Source organism: Richelia intracellularis HH01, assembly GCF_000350105.1.
Lineage (GTDB): Bacteria > Cyanobacteriota > Cyanobacteriia > Cyanobacteriales > Nostocaceae > Richelia > Richelia intracellularis.
This window is the reverse complement of record NZ_CAIY01000035.1, coordinates 23,755-42,745: the sequence shown is the minus strand read 5'-3', so window position 1 is coordinate 42,745 and position 18,991 is coordinate 23,755. Positions and strand designations below refer to the sequence as shown.

The 18,991-nt window shown below is 33.6% G+C and carries 10 protein-coding genes; 8 read left to right on the top strand and 2 right to left on the bottom strand.

The features are described 5' to 3' along the window. Positions 1 to 987 precede the first annotated feature (987 nt). The 4 genes from RINTHH_RS04260 (at position 988) to hisS (ending at position 5,192) form a co-directional block, all read left to right on the top strand. Positions 988 to 1,479 (top strand): hypothetical protein, encoded by a 492-nt coding sequence (locus tag RINTHH_RS04260; protein ID WP_196794879.1) that lies wholly within the window; start codon positions 988 to 990, stop codon positions 1,477 to 1,479. A gap of 147 nt (positions 1,480 to 1,626) precedes the next feature. Next, complete coding sequence (locus RINTHH_RS04255) at positions 1,627 to 2,238, top strand: cysteine dioxygenase family protein (RefSeq protein WP_008233283.1); 612 nt, start codon at positions 1,627 to 1,629, stop codon at positions 2,236 to 2,238. Between the two features lie 49 nt (positions 2,239 to 2,287). Beyond that, positions 2,288 to 2,752, top strand: a complete 465-nt coding sequence (locus RINTHH_RS04250) for an ArsC/Spx/MgsR family protein (protein WP_008233281.1) — start codon at positions 2,288 to 2,290, stop codon at positions 2,750 to 2,752. Between the two features lie 1,051 nt (positions 2,753 to 3,803). Next, positions 3,804 to 5,192: a histidine--tRNA ligase gene (gene hisS, locus RINTHH_RS04245; protein ID WP_008233279.1), complete on the top strand. Its 1,389-nt coding sequence runs from the start codon at positions 3,804 to 3,806 to the stop codon at positions 5,190 to 5,192. Positions 5,193 to 5,329: 137 nt separating this feature from the next. Here hisS and uvrB read toward each other — a convergent pair whose 3' ends face one another. Further along, complete coding sequence (uvrB, locus tag RINTHH_RS04240; RefSeq protein WP_044304605.1) at positions 5,330 to 7,327, bottom strand: excinuclease ABC subunit UvrB; 1,998 nt, start codon at positions 7,325 to 7,327, stop codon at positions 5,330 to 5,332. A 256-nt stretch (positions 7,328 to 7,583) separates the two neighbouring features. Here uvrB and RINTHH_RS04235 point away from each other — a divergent pair, with 256 nt between their 5' ends. Next, the gene (locus RINTHH_RS04235; protein ID WP_008233276.1) at positions 7,584 to 8,027 is read left to right on the top strand and encodes a hypothetical protein; all 444 of its coding nucleotides are present in this window, start codon (positions 7,584 to 7,586) and stop codon (positions 8,025 to 8,027) included. 2,178 nt (positions 8,028 to 10,205) lie between these two features. Here RINTHH_RS04235 and gndA read toward each other — a convergent pair. Then, complete coding sequence (gene gndA, locus RINTHH_RS04230) at positions 10,206 to 11,636, bottom strand: NADP-dependent phosphogluconate dehydrogenase (protein ID WP_008233275.1); 1,431 nt, start codon at positions 11,634 to 11,636, stop codon at positions 10,206 to 10,208. 226 nt (positions 11,637 to 11,862) lie between these two features. Here gndA and RINTHH_RS10110 point away from each other — a divergent pair, with 226 nt between their 5' ends. The 3 genes from RINTHH_RS10110 (at position 11,863) to RINTHH_RS04215 (ending at position 18,606) form a co-directional block, all read left to right on the top strand. Continuing rightward, positions 11,863 to 12,546, top strand: coding sequence for a Ycf66 family protein (locus tag RINTHH_RS10110; protein WP_008233273.1), 684 nt, complete (start codon positions 11,863 to 11,865; stop codon positions 12,544 to 12,546). Between the two features lie 710 nt (positions 12,547 to 13,256). Beyond that, on the top strand, positions 13,257 to 16,142 hold the full coding sequence (ileS, locus tag RINTHH_RS04220; protein ID WP_044304604.1) for an isoleucine--tRNA ligase: 2,886 nt from the start codon (positions 13,257 to 13,259) through the stop codon (positions 16,140 to 16,142). A 1,678-nt stretch (positions 16,143 to 17,820) separates the two neighbouring features. Continuing rightward, the gene (locus tag RINTHH_RS04215; protein ID WP_008233269.1) at positions 17,821 to 18,606 is read left to right on the top strand and encodes an SAM hydrolase/SAM-dependent halogenase family protein; all 786 of its coding nucleotides are present in this window, start codon (positions 17,821 to 17,823) and stop codon (positions 18,604 to 18,606) included. The last annotated feature ends 385 nt before the right edge of the window (positions 18,607 to 18,991 follow it).

Here is an 18,991-nt window from a genome sequence, read left to right as displayed (position 1 = left end):
TTTATATATATACAACTATAGATCTTTTCTATTGTTCTTGCTGAGTTTTATAGTGGAAATTATAGTTACATGTAATCATAAGTATTAGTAGTAATAATCATGACTTTATTTATTGTATAATAAGCTATTTTTTTTTCAAAAAAAAATAGCTTATTATACTCTAATTGAATTAGAAATCTAATATGATTGAAATACAATTATAATTGTTACCTAACTGTAGAAATATTATATTAGTATGAATACTTCATATTTATTAATGTCTATGATGTCATAAGTATTAAATACTCATTTAAAAGAATAGTGTTATTTATCCTTGTTTAGTTAATAGCTATGACAGCACGAATTAATTTAACTACCACAGCTGTATATTTAGTATATTCAAATTTCTATAGTGCTCTTGTTATTTAATGATAGGAATACTTTTATTATAAAATAGATTATAATCAGGACTATTGGTAAAGTTATTAACTAACTATTACTATTAATACATTACATTTATTAATATGGCATTCTTGAACCAAATTTAATATTATCTCAGTCTTAAACTTCTGTAGTTTTGCTAATTACTATATATTCAGATAGAACTCAATTGAGAATAGAATCTTTGTAATTTTTTGACCCCAGTAACTGCTACTTTTATACAAACAATATAAATTCTATCTATTATTTTAGTAAACTCATATACATGTTGTAGTTTTTTCATTAGTATTAAGAAAAATACTGATATTGCTATAGTGGAAATTTATTGTTACTTTGTATTTATTACCTTGATTATTATTGCTAATTCAATCCACATTATTACATTAATATAAATCAAGGGTACAAGGGGTAGATAATTTGCCATTATTTTCTTTGTCAAACTATGATTAGCCTGCCTTTTCTAATTATTCCTCTTTTTAATTATAAGAAGAGGATAGCTGAACTTAAAAGTTATACTTTTGTAATTTTATCTCAACTTGAACTAATCCTTCTTCTTTTACCTCTATTATGATAAATACAGATAAGTTTTCCTGGTTTGATGTAAGTGATAACATCAAAAGTTTACTCATCTTAGCTACAGAAAATTATGGAAATACGATCCAAGCTGATAATTACATAAATCAGGCTCTAGCTAAATCTAAAACTAAGGAAGAATATCTAGATGTTTTAGTAGCAGCATATAGATATTTTTACTACAAGAATAATTATTCTATGGCATTACAATTAACGAATCAATTAATAGATAAAATTAAAGAGGTAGAAAAATTATCTGATAGCTGGGAGGAGCTTAAGCCAGTTTTATTAACCAGACAAGAATCTCCTATAATCAGATTATACTTGAATGCTTATTGGGCCTCTGGATTAGTTTTAGCAAAACTAGGTCAACTAGAACAAGCCCAAATCATATGTTCTCAAATTCGGGAGATAGACCATTACAATCAATTTACGGGAGCTAGGATATTACTAGATATTATCAAAAAGCCAAATGATACTGACTAATACCAAACTACCTAAGCTTCATAATCTGTACTTTTATTTACTTATAGTGAAAGATCATAGGTAATTAACTATTTAACTTTAAAATATCTCAGAGTATTTTTACTTTTAAGCTTATCTATCTTATTCCAACACTATAATTTAATACTCATGAAAACAAGGGATTGGCTAGTAAATGGCAACGGTAATTATGAATTATGTCCATCAGTAAGACCCTGGAGTTTACTGAAAGATAATTACCGCCTTTATCGCTTCTTGACAGAGGTGGAAGATACTATAAACGATGTTGAGGATGAGTATATTAAACTTCCAGAGATCAGAAGGCTGGTAAGAAAATTAATACTCAACTCCTACTGGGTAAATAGTCAAAGATTTAACCCTAAACCTAAGAACGGAATTGCAGTTTCACTACTTTACGAGGAATTAGGGTTTCCATTTACTGTGCAAACAGTAAAATTTTTTCCAGGTGCAATGTCCACAATTCATACTCACGGAACTTGGGGAGTAGTAGGAATTTTAAAAGGACAGGAGAAAAATACCTTTTGGCAGCGGAAAGACTCTGCTAATGGTCAAATCCGGTTGGAAAGAACGGGGGAATTAATCTTATTACCCGGAGATATTATTAGTTTTAACCCGGATGTAATTCATAGTGTTGAAGCATTAGGTGATGAACCTACAATTACCTTCAACATTTATGGTGAAACCAAGATGCAACAACGCTTTGAATTTGATAAAAATACCCATACTATAAAACGTTTCTAAAAAACTGTAGGCAGTAGATACTTGAATACGAAGAGGGCAAAATACTAACATGGCAAGGGTAATTTTTTACGGTAAACCAAATTGTCGGAATAATATCAAACAAAAAACCTTGTTGACAGCTGCTGGCCATGAGGTTATATCATTTAACATTCTAATCGAGCCATGGACAATTGAGCGTTTGTACTCGTTTTTTGACAATCTTCCTGTTACAGAATGGTTTAATAAGGCTGCACCCAGGGTTCAGTCTGGAGAGGTTATTCCTAGAATAATTGATCCTCAAACAGCTTTGTTACTTATGATTCAAGACCCACTACTAATTCGTCGTCCCTTAATAGAAATTGATGATCGCCGAGAAGCTGGGTTTGAAATCGAAAAAATTGATGCATGGATTGGGTTAACATCTACGGATGACTTATTGTGTGAAATTAGCAAAAACCTCAAAGATCATGATTTGCAAGGCTGTCCCCACAAACAGGTAGATATTCAGGAGAAAGTTGATTGCAAGGAAGAGTAGGAAAATATCAGTTGAATTAAGTTAAATATAATCTGCTACGTAAATCCTCTGAATTTTGGATTGTATATTTTTGTATCCTTGCAAATTAGTTCAAACAGTTATGAATGTTTTCATTTATTTTCAAGTTACAGTCTTTTACAGTCTATTGAAGATATCCACAAATTTTTACTACAAAGAAGAGTTACACTTACAGCTCAGAAATACTTGTCATTGACGTTAAAGTAATAGTTATAGAAATTAACATTTTAATATCAAAATTATAGTGAAAATCACATCCAAGTTGAAAAATAAATTCAGCTTAATATGATTAAGATCACCTGTTTACAGGTTAGTCTGATAAAAATTCTACTTAGAATAAAGCAGTATATCCCTGTATATTTACAAATTTAAGTTCGTATTTATGATAATTTACTTTTACTGATTCTCTAAACAGAAAATTTTTAAATCGAGTTTGATTTATTTTTTACATAAATCAAACTAATAAATGAAATAAGTTTAGTATTTATAATGAAATCAGAAAGTGCTAATATAGAATGTTACCAAGGTGATTGTTTTCGTTATTATTTATAATAACGAAAACGAAATCGTTAACAAATTACAAATCCTCTTTTCTCTCTAGGGTGTCAAGCTTTTTTACATGTACATGTGATAAGAGTAACCCTTAAAAGTAGGTCCCTGATAAAGCATAAAAATATGATTTTTCTCTAAATTAATAGGATTAAAACTTATGACTTTAATACTCAAAAGACTAATAGAGAAGCTCAGCAAATATATGAATTTAAGGTAATTTTGAAGTCCAATCACAAAAATAGTTTGATACTTGTAGATCTGAAATAATCAAAACTATCTCTAGTAGTAATAGATCCTTAACCCTTGGCTTATATACTTAGTAGTAATTTAACCAGGCTTAATAAAGATGGCTATCCTCATTGGGAAACTATAGATGTAATAAAGTTTTTCATAATAGTAAAAACTACAAATAGCACCCTCACAAAACCGTGGGTATGATAAGTTATCAGCATCATTTAAATAACCAATAACTATTTTCAATATGGTAAAAGGCGAAAAAATAAATTTTTCTATCCCTAGTGGTTTCCCAGAGTTTCTTCCTAGCGAAAAACGTCTAGAATGCTATTTACTCGAGACTATCCGTAAGGTATTTGAAAGCTATGGTTTTACGCCTATTGAAACTCCTGCTGTAGAAAGGTTAGAAGTTCTCCAAGCTAAAAATAACCAAGGGGATAACATCATTTATGGTATTGCTCCAATTCTTCCACCAAATCGCCAATTAGAGAAGGAAAAAGCTGGTGAAGGTATCTCCGAGCTACGGGCATTAAAGTTTGATCAAACTTTACCCTTAGCAGCTTATATTGCCCGTCATTTGAATGATTTAACTTTTCCCTTTGCCCGCTATCAAATGGATATGGTATTTCGGGGAGAAAGAGCAAAAGATGGACGTTTTCGCCAATTCCGTCAATGTGATATTGATGTGGTGGCACGGCGAGAGTTGAGCTTGCTTTATGATGCCCAAATGCCAGCAATTATTTCTGAGATATTTGAAGCGATTAATATTGGTGATTTTCTGGTTCGTATTAACAATCGCAAAATTTTAACGGGTTTTTTTCAGTCTGTTGGTGTCACTCAACACAAAATTAAAACCTGTATCACCATAGTTGATAATCTAGAGAAGGTAGGAGAAGCAAAAATAAAACAGAACTTGGAAAAAGAAGGACTATCCTTAAAACAGGCTCAAAAAATCATTGATTTTGTTCAGATTGATGGTGATGTTGATGATATTTTAGATAAACTTAAACACTTAAGTCAAAACTTTCTGGAATCAGAACAATTTAGTTTAGGGTTAATGGAATTAGAAACGGTAATTTCAGGTGTGCGAAATTTGGGGGTTTCCAAAAATCGCTTCGCAGTTGATTTATCAATTGCCCGGGGTTTAGACTACTATACAGGCACTGTTTACGAGACAACTCTCCTAGGACATGAAACTTTAGGTAGTATTTGTTCTGGTGGCAGATATGAGGAATTAGTGGGGACATTTTTAGGAGACAAAATGCCAGGGGTGGGTATTTCTATTGGCTTAACCAGGCTAATGAGTCGTTTGCTCAAAGCTGGAATTTTACAAGCGCTACCCCCTACACCAGCTCAGGTAATGGTAGTAAATGTACGAGAGGATTTGATGCCATTTTACCTTGAAATATCGCAAAAGTTACGTCAAGCAGGGTTAAATGTCTTAACCTGCTTTGATAATTGGAACCTCAAAAAACAATTCCAATTAGCAGATAAACAAGGAATTAGATTTTGTGTAATTATGGGCTACGAGGAAGTAAAAGCAAAGAAATGTTCTATGAAAGATCTACATAATAGGGAACAAATTGAATTAACTTGGGATAAGTTAATAAGGGAGATTATTAGACGATTGTCTTAGAAAATATCTGACAAGTTTTCAGAATTTGTAGATAACAGCATCTACTCAAGTAGTTATGCAGCTACAAGGCTAGTTAACATTCTTGAAATATTACAATCATGATACAAAAAATGATAATAAACTTACCCTCTAAATAATTATTTTCCTATTAGGATATCTCTCAATTTTTTTATGTGATCCCTTAATTTTAAGGCTTCTTCAAATTCCAAGTTTTTAGCTGCTGCTTTCATCTGTGTTTCTAACTGATTAATTAAGGCAGGAATTTCCTCTAAGGAAATTTTATCTAGATGTTCACCAACAACTTTTAAATCCTGAGAATTTAATTTGCGAGATATTTCTAGGAAAGATAGTATTGAATTACTAGATTTTTTTATAATTGGTCTGGGTGTAATTCCATGCATTTTGTTATATGCCATTTGAATTACTCTTCTTCTCTCAGTTTTGTCAATAGCTTTAGTCATACTATCTGTAAGATTATCTGCATACATGATTGCTTTCCCTCGTACATGTCGGGCAGCCCTGCCAATAGTTTGTATTAAGGAACGTTCTGCACGTAGGAATCCTTCCTTATCTGCATCCAAAATAGCTACAAGGGAGACTTCTGGTAAATCTAACCCTTCCCGTAATAAGTTGACACCTACCAAGACATCAAACCTGCCCTCCTGTAAATCTTGAATAATTTCAATCCTTTCAATGGAATTGATCTCAGAATGCAAGTATCGCACTCGAATACTATTTTCTTCCAAATATTCCGTTAGATCCTCAGCCATATGCTTGGTCAGAGTAGTAATTAAAACCCTTTCTTGGCAGTCGCATCGATTTTCAATTTCAAGCATTAAATCATCAATTTGCCCTTTTGTAGGACGGACAACAATCTCTGGATCTACAACTCCTGTGGGACGAATAACCTGTTCAGCAATATTACCTTCTGATATGTCTAATTCCCAATTACCAGGAGTAGCAGATACAAATATGCATTGATTTACCTTTTGCCAAAATTCATCAGCTTTTAAAGGACGATTATCCGCTGCGGAGGGGAGACGAAAACCATGATCAATCAATATCTTCTTCCTAGCTTGGTCTCCATTATACATCCCCCGTATTTGAGGGATAGTGACATGGGACTCATCAATTACCAATAGCCAGTCCTGAGGAAAATAGTCAATTAAACATTCTGGGGGTTCTCCCGCTTGTCTACCTGCTAAATGGCGAGAGTAATTTTCCACTCCGTTGCAATAACCTACTTCCTGCAGCATCTCTAAATCATAACGGGTCCGTTGATCTATACGCTGGGCCTCTACTAATTTTCCTGTAGATTCCAGTTTAGTTTTTTGTTGTTTTAATTCCAAAGCGATATTATCACAAGCTGACTTCAACTGTCTTTCTGGAGTAACAAAGTGACGCGCTGGATAAATATTAACCGCTTCTAGGCTGGCAATGATTTCCCCAGTTACTGGATTTATATAATAAATTGCATCAATCTCATCCCCAAAAAACTCCACCCGAATAACCCTATCTTCGTATGCAGGACCAATTTCCAAAACATCTCCCCGAACTCTAAATCTACCTCTACCCATTTCCACATCATTGCGAATATATTGTATCGAAGCTAAAGCCCGTAGAATTTGACGTTGATCCATTTCTAAGTTTACTCGAAGGGAGATAGCTGCCTTTAAGTATTCTGAAGGGATTCCCAAACCATAAATGCAACTAATGGAAGCTACTACTACTACATCCCGACGTTCAAAAAGTGATCGTGTGGCAGAATGACGCAGCATGTCAATTTCATCATTAATGGATGCAGTTTTTTCAATATATGTATCTGTGACCGGAATATAAGCTTCTGGTTGATAGTAATCATAATAACTAACAAAATACTCCACTGCATTACAGGGAAAAAATCCTCGTAACTCATTACATAACTGTGCTGCTAGAGTCTTATTATGGGCTAAGATAAGAGCTGGCTTACCAACCTTTTCAATTACCCTGGCAACCGTATAAGTTTTTCCTGTACCGGTTGCCCCCAGTAGAGTTTGATATCTATTGTTAGCCTCTATACTGGTTGTTAATTGTATTATTGCTTGAGGCTGATCACCAGCAGGCATAAAGGATGATTGCAAATTGAACTCTACCATAAAATTTGGATTTTATATTTTTAGATTAACCTTAAAAATCCCTATAGTAGGGTGGTAACTTCATGATTAGGGAAGAAGATAAATATTTATACGTATTGCTTGTGCAACAATACAAAGTCATATCGAGAAGAAAGAATATTTGATATTATTTTTTACAGTCAGAATCTCTTTCTCTTATTTTTCATTCTCTTAGATTTTCAAGAGTCTCAACAAAAACCATGATGTATCATAACAAATAAATTCACATAAATTCATAATGGTAGAACGTCCAATTAAAAAATCTGAGCGTCAATCCCAAACCAAAACTGATGGGACCCTAACTGATGGAATCAAGACTGATGGAATCAAGACTGATGGAATCAAGACTGATGGAATCAAGACTGATGGAATCAAGACTGATGGAATCAAGACTGATGGAACCAAGACTGATGGAACCAAGACTGATGGAACCAAGACTGATGGAACTACAAGTCATAATCGCCCACAGCCTGCGGAAAAATCCCAGCGGAAAGGAGCTAAAGGTAAAAGTAAAAAAGCATCATCAAAAGATGAATTAAAACCACCTGTTAACCCTGCTCTGGCACGTCCACCCAAACCACCCAGGCTTAATATGCAGAGAAAACCAGAACCAGAAGCAGAAATCGAGATCACAGGTACAAGTGAGTTGGAATTGGGAACAACTGTACCATCAGAAGAATAATAGTAAAAAAGTTCTTCTGCTGAATTTCTTGTTTAACGAAAAAATTAATGATAACGAGGGGTTAAACCCATGACTGGTATAACCCTGTAGTTTTTAACCAATTGTATTTAATGTATTGCTATATTATATAATATAAGTATAACTTGAATCCATTAGGCCCTTAATAAGGTATTCTTGATTATACTTGTGCTATATCTGAATCCTGTTAGAAAAGTGATAAGGATAAAAACTAGCACTTGAGATTTTTGAAAGTTGATATTTTGGCTGAGGTCGTTTTATTTTGATGCTACTGTGGTGGAGGTAAAATCATACATAAAATAATTAAATACTTGTACTGCTTTAATCTAAGCTAAATTTAAGTGTTTTAAGGAACTTGCTCGGAATTTTTTGCTTGCGTTAACTAAGACCTATATCATGAAATAGTAAGGTGACACCTTTGATAAATTTTTCCCCTAATTATTCATTCTATCGTAAAACCACATAGTATTTAAAACCCTAAGAGTGCAGCAATAAATTTTTAGATGAGTACAACTTTATTTTTAATATATAAATGTATATATAGACTTTTTTCTATAACAGATTTCTATAATAGAAAATTTATTAGTTAAACCATACTATTGCCAACATCATGTATGAATAAGCTAACTTAATAAAGGACTTATGGTTTCAACTGAAACCAGCTAATACTTGTGCCTGTATGTATTTATTAAAAACTTGAAATTTAATTGATTCCTGACTTACTTAATCAAAAAGATAATAGGAATAAGCATATACAACTCTTTCAACCCTTATTCCAGCATGTAGCGTTGGGGAGTTGAATAATATTTGCAGATATTATTAATTGTGGTAGTTAATATAATAGTCACCGTTAATTTTTGTAAAACCTTAATATTTCTATTATAGCAAAATTTTAAATTGAATTATTTATATACTATTTTTCTTTTGACTAAATATTCGAAATAGACTTAATTGAACGAATAAATTTTAGTCTCTTCGCTTAGTAATGCTCTAGTAATTACTGTTTCGTTTCTTCCTAATGATAATATATAGATTATCAATTATATAATTACTATAATAATTAAACTATATTCATTTCAAACACAAAAATATAATTATTTAAGAGCAATTGCAGATATTCTTATTATGATACGATAAAAGGCTTAATTTAGACACTTTATTTCCCTCAGAAGGAGAAAAATATATTTCAAAAACTAGACAGTAAAATTTTGGAAAAGCTATTATTAGCATAATATATATGTGTAATTATTTTTTGAATATTTATTACTTAATAGTAGGTAGATGATTTTATCTTTTAGAGTGGGAGAAACTTAATAGTGCAATTACAGCAGTTAAAGTTGTTACTAATAAGAGTAGTTAATACATGTAGATTCTTCCAGAAGATTACAAGAAAATATCAAAAATATGGTTAGTTTTTGGGATTCAATAATTAAAAAACCTCGCGACTTACAATACTGTTAAGCATTGTAAGTCGGTTATAAAACAACTATACTCCAATTATAATTAATTTAGCTGGAGAGGTATTGATATCTATATCCTCATATGCAATTTAATTTATTATCCTTATTCTTTGTATAAACTACTAACAAAGTTTTACATTGGAAGTCAAAAATTGAATTACCTTAATAAATTAATACGATAATTTATTTAACAATGTTAACTTTGAGTGAAGAAGAAGTTTCAGGATAACTTAACATTTAATAATTTGCTCATGGTATTATAGATTGTAAGGCTAAAAAACTAAAATAATTTAGCTAAGTCATACATTAATAAAGAAGGTATTAGAATACAATTGTTACCCTTGAGTGCCCTACAGGTTTCACCACTCTTTTATACAGAAATAAACAGGATATATCAAGCTATATAATATTAAGTATATGCAAAATGAGGCAAATTTATAGGAATTTATCTTATTGATATCCCTATATAATCAAGATTTATCAAGTCAAATAGGCTGGGTATAATCATGCAAAAAATAAAGAAGGATGTATAACAGAAAATAATATTGTATAGAAGCTTTCCCATTCTCCTTTTCATCATTGTAATATTTCCCAATAATAATCTGCTTTTCCGACTTTCCAGAAAAAGCGACTCTAAAAAAACCAGAGTCACTCTTCATAAATCAACTAAGAATTGTTGAAAATTGATTGTGATAAGAATCTACTTCTTAGCCTCCTCTACAGGAATCCACTCAGTATGAAATATTCCTTCCTTGTCGATGCGCTTATAAGTATGAGCACCGAAGTAGTCACGCTGCGCCTGAGTCAGATTTTGAGGTAAGCGGTCACGACGATAGCTGTCAAAATAATCTAATGAAGCACTAAATGCTGGTACAGGAATACCTGTTTGTGCAGCAGTGACAATTACTTCCCGCCAAGCAGCCTGTCTATCAAGAATTGTCTGCTTAAATTCAGAGGCCAATAAAAGATTTGCCAGAAAAGCATTTTCCGCATAGGCATTCTTAATTTTGTTCAAAAAGCTGGCCCTAATAATACAACCACCCTTCCAAATTCTTGCCATATCACCTAAGTGCAAGTTCCAATTGTAGATAGTAGAGGCTTTGGATAGTAGTGCCATGCCCTGAGCATAAGAACATATTTTGGAGCAGTACAGAGCATCGCGTACCATATTGATGAATTTTTTTGTATCTCCAGAAAACTTCCTAGAAGGACCAGTAAGTTCCCTGGAAGCAGCAATACGCTCATTTCTGTAGGAAGAAATAATACGGGAATTAACCGCTGCTACAATGGTAGGTACAGGAACACCTAAGTCCAATGCCGTTTGAACAGTCCATCTCCCCGTACCTTTTTGCCCTGCTGCATCCACAATCAACTCAACCAGTGGTTTTTTGGTATCCGGATCGATGCAAGGGAAAATATTTGCGGTAATTTCAACTAAAAAGGAATTTAATTCATCGGTAGTGTTCCATTCGGCAAATACTTCGTGGAGTTGTTGGTTATCCAACCCACCAACATTTTTTAATAAATCATAGGCTTCTGCAATTAACTGCATATCACCATACTCAATGCCGTTGTGCACCATTTTGACATAATGACCAGAACCACCAGGACCAATATAGGTAACACAAGGACTATCATCGACCTGAGCTGCAATTTTGTTGAAAATGGGTGAAAGGTACTGGTATGAGCTTTCTGTACCTCCTGGCATTAAAGAAGGACCGTTCAGAGCACCTTCTTCACCACCACTAACCCCCATACCAATGTAGCATAATCCAGAAGGTTCTAATTCTTGGGTGCGGCGTTCAGTATCTTCGAACCAAGAATTACCACCATCAATGATAATATCCCCTTTACTTAAAAGGGGTTTCAACTGTGCAATAACTGCATCAACAGGCTTACCAGCTTGCACCATCACCAAGATTTTTCGGGGACATTCCAGTACTGATACGAATTCTTCCAGGGTAAACGCAGCTCTTGCATTTCTTCCCTGAGCACGATTGACCATAAAGGCATCGGTCTTTTCACGGGAGCGGTTGTAAACTGCAATTGGGAAGCCATTACGTTCAACATTAAGGGCAATATTTTCCCCCATGACGGCTAATCCAATCACACCAAAACTTTGTAGTTTCATAAACTTTGTGGCCAACTTTTATTGTTCCCTTTCCTTTTTAGCGTAGTCCGATATTTCTGCTTTTCCCCTAAAAAAGATATTAAAAGTTTATAGGCACCAAAAAATAATAAGGGAAACAAATAGTTGATTTTAATTTGTATTGGAACTGACTATTCCCTTGCAAAATTACAACAATTAATCAAACAATTAATCATATATCATTTATAGCAAGAGATAACTATAAAACATGCTGGCAAGAATCTTAGCATTGGCAGTTGTAACAATCAGTATATTAATATACTTCGCTGCTTTCTTTTTTCCAGAGGTACATCGCAAAAATGATTTTATTTGGAGTGGGATGGGTTTATTCTATGGTATGGTTTTATGGATATTCGCAAGACAAATTAATGGGGGACTATTACTAGGGCATATAGCAAGTGTAATTCTCTTGAGTGGGTTGAGTTGCCAAATCATGTATTTGCGTTACCAAGTTGTTGTTTCTCAGAAACAACAGAACCTAGTTTCTAAATATATTTCTGCTTTTAAAAAAGAACTGAAAAACACATTTAAGCTGGCAAATAATGACTTGTACAGCAATTCTATAATTCGATTGTTTAAGAGTTTGGGGGGGATTTTTTCTGTCGATAAAAATAAGTCTCCCACTATAGCAGCTACAACAACTAATACTGATAACCTAGATGAAGTTGTAATAGACGCAAGAGCTAGTAATGTAACAATAAGAGAAAACCCGTCAGACAAGATGGAAGTCCAACTAGAAACAATTCCATCTACTCTCCCTTTTGAAGAGGTAAAAACTTCACAGAAAGAACCTAAACCATCAACCTCAGTTGCAACTGAGGTTGATGGTTTAGCAAACCCCCAAGAATTACCACATGAAGAAAACCTGAGTAGTCAGGAGGATGAAAAGTAATTGTTAAATTGCTACACTGCTTAAGCTCTTGACTTAAAGATAAAATTTTTGATGTGTAACTTCAGTGATTTTCAACCACATATTTTTGCCAGGATGGCAACTTGGTATGAATGTGTAGCTCTGGGAATTGACCATTCTTCGAAGTTTCGCTTCTGAATTTATATTTCCTGCCAAATTTGAATAACAAGTATTATTATGGATTATCTGTGAGATTTACCCTTAAGCAGATACTGCCGCTATAAAATAGCACTTTTGTTTATCATGTTTTTTACATGGTCATTAACTGTAATTACTATTTACTCCAGTCTTAAATCATTTAAGAAAACATAATTTCCTAATAATTTTAGGATTATGGTTAACATCCGGTAGAATCAAATGTGTTCATAGTTCCCATAATACTAGTACTATTTAATATATTGAATAGTGTATGTGCCTGCATGTAAACCATTACTTATTAAACTAAAACAAAATATAAGGCTAGACTGTAGTAATATTGTAATTTTTGCTATGCCTGTCTGGTTGTCATGAAAGACCTATAAACATTCTGCCTCAATCTATTGAGTATGAGAATGATAGTAATTGAATCTTTATGAAAGACAGTCAAAAACTTCTTAACTAGTAAAAATATAATGATTCGGCTTGAAGCGCTTGGCAGCAATCCCTCATAATCATATAACTGAGACCATTAATATTTCTAAAATTTTAGTATTGTGATAGAACCCGGAAACTACAAAAACACGGTAAACCTGCCCCAAACTGGTTTTAATATGCGGGCTAATGCTGCTAAGCGGGAAATTGAAATCCAGAATTTTTGGGAAGATAATCAAATCTATCATCACCTGTCAACCAAAAACCCAGGCAGGTTATTTACACTTCATGATGGCCCACCGTACGCAAATGGCACTCTTCATCTCGGTCATGCTTTAAATAAAATTCTTAAAGATATTATTAATCGTTACCAGTTACTGCAAGGATTTAAGGTTCGTTATATTCCAGGTTGGGACTGTCATGGTTTGCCCATTGAACTAAAAGTTCTACAGAAAATGAAGTCTACAGAAAGACAAAATCTCAGCCCTTTAATATTACGACAAAAGGCCAAGGAATTTGCTCTAAGTACTGTAGATGAACAGAGGAAAAGTTTTAAACGCTATGGCGTATGGGGTGATTGGGAAAATCCATATTTGACACTGAAACCGGAATATGAAGCTGCACAAATTGCTGTGTTTGGGCAAATGGTGTTACAAGGCTACATCTATAGAGGTTTAAAACCAGTTCACTGGAGCCCTAGTTCTCAAACTGCTTTAGCAGAAGCGGAGTTGGAATATCCGGAAGGGCATACCTCTCGCAGTATTTATGCTGCTTTCCAGGTTTTAGCTTTAGGCAATAGTCATTTACACAAGTTGGCAGGGTATTTGCCAAACTTGGCTGTGGCTATTTGGACAACAACACCTTGGACAATTCCTGCCAATTTGGCGGTGGCAGTAAATCCTAAGTTAGATTATGCAGTAGTGGAAGTTCAAGCAGAGATAATGAGGTTCAAATACCTAATTATTGCTGTTGATCTTGCAGAAAATCTATCAGAAACTCTGGGGGTAGGATTATCGGTAAAAACGATATTCAAAGGGAAAAATTTAGAACATTTAACTTATAAAAACCCACTATTTGAACGAAATAGTCCAGTAGTTTTAGGTGGTGATTATATCAGTACTGATTCGGGCACGGGTTTGGTACATATTGCCCCTGGTCATGGTCGAGAAGATTACATTATAGGGCAGCGTTATAAGTTGCCAATTCTCTCTCCCGTAGATCATATGGGTAAGTTTACAAAGGAAGCTGGAAAATTTGCGGGGTTAAATGTGCTAGTAGATGGTACTCAAGAAATAATTAGTACCTTGACTAGTAATGGTTCCTTATTGAAAGAAGAATTATATTTTCATAAGTACCCTTATGATTGGCGTACGAAAAAACCGACAATTTTCCGTGCTACGGAACAGTGGTTTGCTTCAGTCGAGGGTTTCCGGGATGCTGCATTGAAGGCAATATCTGAGGTTCAATGGATTCCTGCTCAGGGTGAGCACAGAATAATACCAATGGTAATGGAACGCTCGGATTGGTGTATTTCTCGTCAGCGCAGTTGGGGTGTCCCAATACCAGTATTTTATGATGAGGAAACTGGAGAGCCATTACTTAATAAGGAAACTATCAACCATATTCAGGGAATTATTGGGGAAAAAGGTTCTGATGCCTGGTGGGAATTATCTATAGATGAATTACTACCAGAGCAATACCGAAATAATGGTAAATCTTACCGTAAAGGGACAGATACCATGGATGTATGGTTTGACTCTGGTTCCTCATGGGCATCTGTGGTCTGTCAGCAATTGCAATCATCTTATCCTGCAGATATATATTTGGAGGGATCTGACCAGCATCGAGGTTGGTTCCAGTCAAGTTTGCTTACCAGTGTGGCTGTGAATGGAATTGCACCCTACAAAACGGTCTTGACTCATGGTTTCACCTTGGATGAACAAGGACGCAAGCAGAGCAAATCCTTAGGCAATATAATTGACCCAAGGATTGTAATCAATGGTGGAAAAAATCAGAAAAAAGAACCACCATATGGTGCTGACGTGCTTAGATTATGGGTATCTTCAGTTGATTACACCTCAGATGTACCCTTGGGTGAAAATATACTTAGGCAAATGGCAGATGTACGACAAAAAATACGTAATACAGCCAGGTTCTTGTTAGGTAATTTGTATGACTTTAACCCTGCTAGAGATGCAGTATTCTTTGAGGATTTGCCAGAGTTAGACAGGTATATGTTACATCGGATGACAGAAGTCTTCAACAATGTAACAAAAGCCTTTGATAATTACCAATTCTTCCGTTTTTTCCAAACTGTACAGAACTTTTGCGTAGTGGATTTATCTAACTTTTACCTGGATGTTGCTAAGGATAGATTATATATTAGTGTAGCAGATAGTTACCGTCGCCGCAGTTGTCAAACAGTATTGCAAATTGCTCTGGAAAATCTAGCAAGAGCAATCGGACCTGTATTATGTCATATGGCAGAAGATATCTGGCAGTTTTTACCCTATGAAACCCCTTATAAATCAGTATTTGAAGCTGGTTGGATACGAACAGAAGATAAATGGCAAAATCCTGAATTAGCCACTTTTTGGAAGAAGATACGGGATATCCGTATAGAGGTAAATAGATGTTTAGAAGAAGAACGAATGAAAAAAGAAATTGGTTCTTCTCTTCAAGCTAAATTACTCCTGTATACTCCAGATAAAGAGTTTCGTAAATGTTTACAAAAACTTAATCCTAATCACGATATACCAATAGAGAATAGTAATGGGGTGGATGAGCTACGTTACATCTTATTAGTTTCTCAAGTGATTTTATTAGAGCCTCATGACCCCATCATTCAATCACAGAATTTGCCTCAAGACCAACAGCATATTCTGATTAGAAAAGCAGAAGGAAAGAAATGTGATCGCTGTTGGAACTATTCTAAACGCGTGGGAGATTCTGAAGAACATCCTCTTTTATGTGAAAGGTGCATCCACGCTTTGGCAAAAAGATTTTAGTATTGATAGTATTTTATTGCTAGTCTAATTAGCTTAGGTAGTTTACCATTGTATGGGTGTCTTGGTCAGCTTGTGACAATAGATAGTAAGACAACCCTACTCTGGTATCCAAAAATATTATAAACTGCTGCTAATTATATTCTAAATCATTTGGAGAATTAGGGTAGTGCGAAGATAAGTCTAAGCATTTCAGATATAATTGGAAAGTGCAGTAATAAGAATTATTTAAACATAACCACAAAGTATTAAGTAGCCAAGAGATATTATAATAAGTCAGTTGCTCTTATTAGCAACTCATATAAATGGATTTATAAAGCATGTCACCACGATTCCTCTAATAACTTTTATAGTTATAAGCAGATATGAAAAGTCTGGGTATATAATTTTTGGAGGATATATCCCAAATACTCTTTATACCCGACTCCAAATTCCAATAAATATTATACTCAGCATGGTCTTTATTTGATAAAGGCCATACTCGAACTAATTTATGGATAACTATAGTCCGAAAAGTTATCTATAATTGACTCAAGATAACAAGATACTACTACAAGAGCAGAAATTCAAAAGTATAGAAGAATTTTTTTGAATATTATAATGTAGTTAAAATAACTATAAAAAGTCAAATATACAAAGTCATCAGAAGTAGGAAAAATAAAAGTTGATTTCTTATAGTAAAAAGAAAGGATAAAATACAAGAAGACTTGCTATTTGCTAGAAAAATATCTATATAAGTGAGTATTGCTTTTAAGCAGGGTAAACTAGAATTCAAAGGTCAGAAATAGTGAGGTATTATATTAGTTTCTATGATGACAAAAAAACAACCCCAAGGGAAGTAAATGATTTATGACAGTTTATACTTTGGGATTAGTGCTCAAACTCTAAATCACAGAAGATAAATTGGAAAAGCATCTTCTGTGACTTACAAACTTATCAGATTAGTCTAGAAGTCTTAACAACAAACTTTTTGATAGTAAGTTATACTCTTTACTTCATCTATGACATACAAATAATTAGTTCATAATTATAAGTAATTTTCCAAAATACGAGAGTTATTTTGTGCTCTGTTATTATCTTCAAAATAGCAATAATGTTAGGATAATTTATTGCTTTTAAATTTTATTAAAATTATTTATAATATAATGATTAGCAATTATTCTATTATAGATAAAGCGATTGCAAATCACAGAGAAAATAAACACAACAATAGAAAAAATATGATACAGTTATTTACCATTCCCCAAAGTGACCTGCAAGTCATTTATTTGAGTTTATTGAAATAATTGATATGGTCTATAATTGTATCCAATCTCCGTGATGATTAAACTTTTGTAACAGGTGTCTTTAGGAGAGCTATAGTTGCTATAAATTTCATATTTATAGCAACTATTATAGGGCAGCTTTCTCCTTTTATCAGTTGATCAATATCAAAGTAATTTCTGATATCTATATTATTTTAAGTAACCCTGATAATATGGATTGTGGATACTAAGTTTTTAATAGTTAACGATAGAGAGGAAAAATAGAAGTATTTCAAGGTAAAAAGTTGATATTTTAATCATGGAAGCACATATTATATTTTTGATTTGTATTTTATATAGCTAATATGTATACCTTATGAAAATACATCTAGTTAATTATTTTTTTACAATCTATTTATGATTTGTCAGGTTAATCAATGAACAAGCAACCACTACTAACTCTGTTGAGTGATTTTGGTAATTGCGATGAATATGTAAGTGTGATGAAGGGTGTAATTAACAAAATTAATCCCAGTGCCAGGATTATAGATATTAGCCATAAGATACCACCCCATAACATTGTTGCTGCTAGATTTTGCTTGATGAGTGCCTATGATTATTTTCCCCAAGGGACAATTCATATAGCAGTCGTAGACCCAGAAGTCGGAGGGGAGCGACGAGGAATAGCCTTGGAATTAGCAAATGGCTTCTTAGTTGGGCCAGATAATGGGTTGTTCAGTGGAATCCTCTCTCAGCATTATGTAATTACAGCAGTGGAACTTACTAATAATAATTATTGGTATTGTTATACACCTAGTAAGACTTTCCATGGCCGAGATATATTTGCGCCAGTAGGAGCTCATATTGCCAGTGGCATTATGCTTCAAGAATTAGGGACATTAATTGATCCAACAACACTAGTTAACTTGAATTTAAACCAATGCATTTATTTTACAGATAGAATTGTGGGATGCATTCAGTATATTGACCAATTTGGTAATTTAGTTACCAATATACCGAGTACTTTTTTAAAAAATAAAAGTTGGTATGTACAAATTGGTAGTCTTAGAATTAATAGTTATAGTACCTATACAGAAGTGTACCTAGGAGAAATATTGGCTTTAATTAGCAGTCATGGTTGGGTAGAAATTGCTGTCAATCAGGGTAATGCACAGTTGCGATTACAAGTTGAATTAGGAAAGAAAATCTCTGTTGAATGGTAAATGCCCAAATTATTCAGGAATTACACAAAATTAACATAACCAATTTATTGCAGAATATTTTAAATATATATACTTTAGGAGTCTTTGAAAGACATGTACATTGTAGCAAAGCTCTCTTAACAGTGGCCTAGATACTATAAACTGTCTGAGTTTACCTCTGAAGTCTAGTATACAGAAAATCAAAACCTACTAGTAATCTAATTACCAAAGCTAAACACAAAATGAATATGGGTGTTGGGTTAACACATTGTCAATCCTAAACCTAACTTTATGTATTCCACCAGGAGAAATGAGTTAATAGAGTTTACTTAGAAACTTTCCTCTATGAGATATGGTATATACGTATTTCCATAATATTTGCATAAATGCCACCTGACACAGAATC

Bases quoted from the DNA above. Each gene is read 5' to 3' on its own strand.
- uvrB (WP_044304605.1), bottom strand. From the start codon at position 7,327: ATGGTAGAGTTCAATTTGCAATCATCCTTTATGCCTGCTGGTGATCAG.
- RINTHH_RS04235 (WP_008233276.1), top strand. From the start codon at position 7,584: ATGGTAGAACGTCCAATTAAAAAATCTGAGCGTCAATCCCAAACCAAA.
- hisS (WP_008233279.1), top strand. From the start codon at position 3,804: ATGGTAAAAGGCGAAAAAATAAATTTTTCTATCCCTAGTGGTTTCCCA.
- RINTHH_RS10110 (WP_008233273.1), top strand. From the start codon at position 11,863: ATGCTGGCAAGAATCTTAGCATTGGCAGTTGTAACAATCAGTATATTA.
- RINTHH_RS04255 (WP_008233283.1), top strand. From the start codon at position 1,627: ATGAAAACAAGGGATTGGCTAGTAAATGGCAACGGTAATTATGAATTA.
- RINTHH_RS04260 (WP_196794879.1), top strand. From the start codon at position 988: ATGATAAATACAGATAAGTTTTCCTGGTTTGATGTAAGTGATAACATC.
- gndA (WP_008233275.1), bottom strand. From the start codon at position 11,636: ATGAAACTACAAAGTTTTGGTGTGATTGGATTAGCCGTCATGGGGGAA.
- RINTHH_RS04250 (WP_008233281.1), top strand. From the start codon at position 2,288: ATGGCAAGGGTAATTTTTTACGGTAAACCAAATTGTCGGAATAATATC.
- RINTHH_RS04215 (WP_008233269.1), top strand. From the start codon at position 17,821: ATGAACAAGCAACCACTACTAACTCTGTTGAGTGATTTTGGTAATTGC.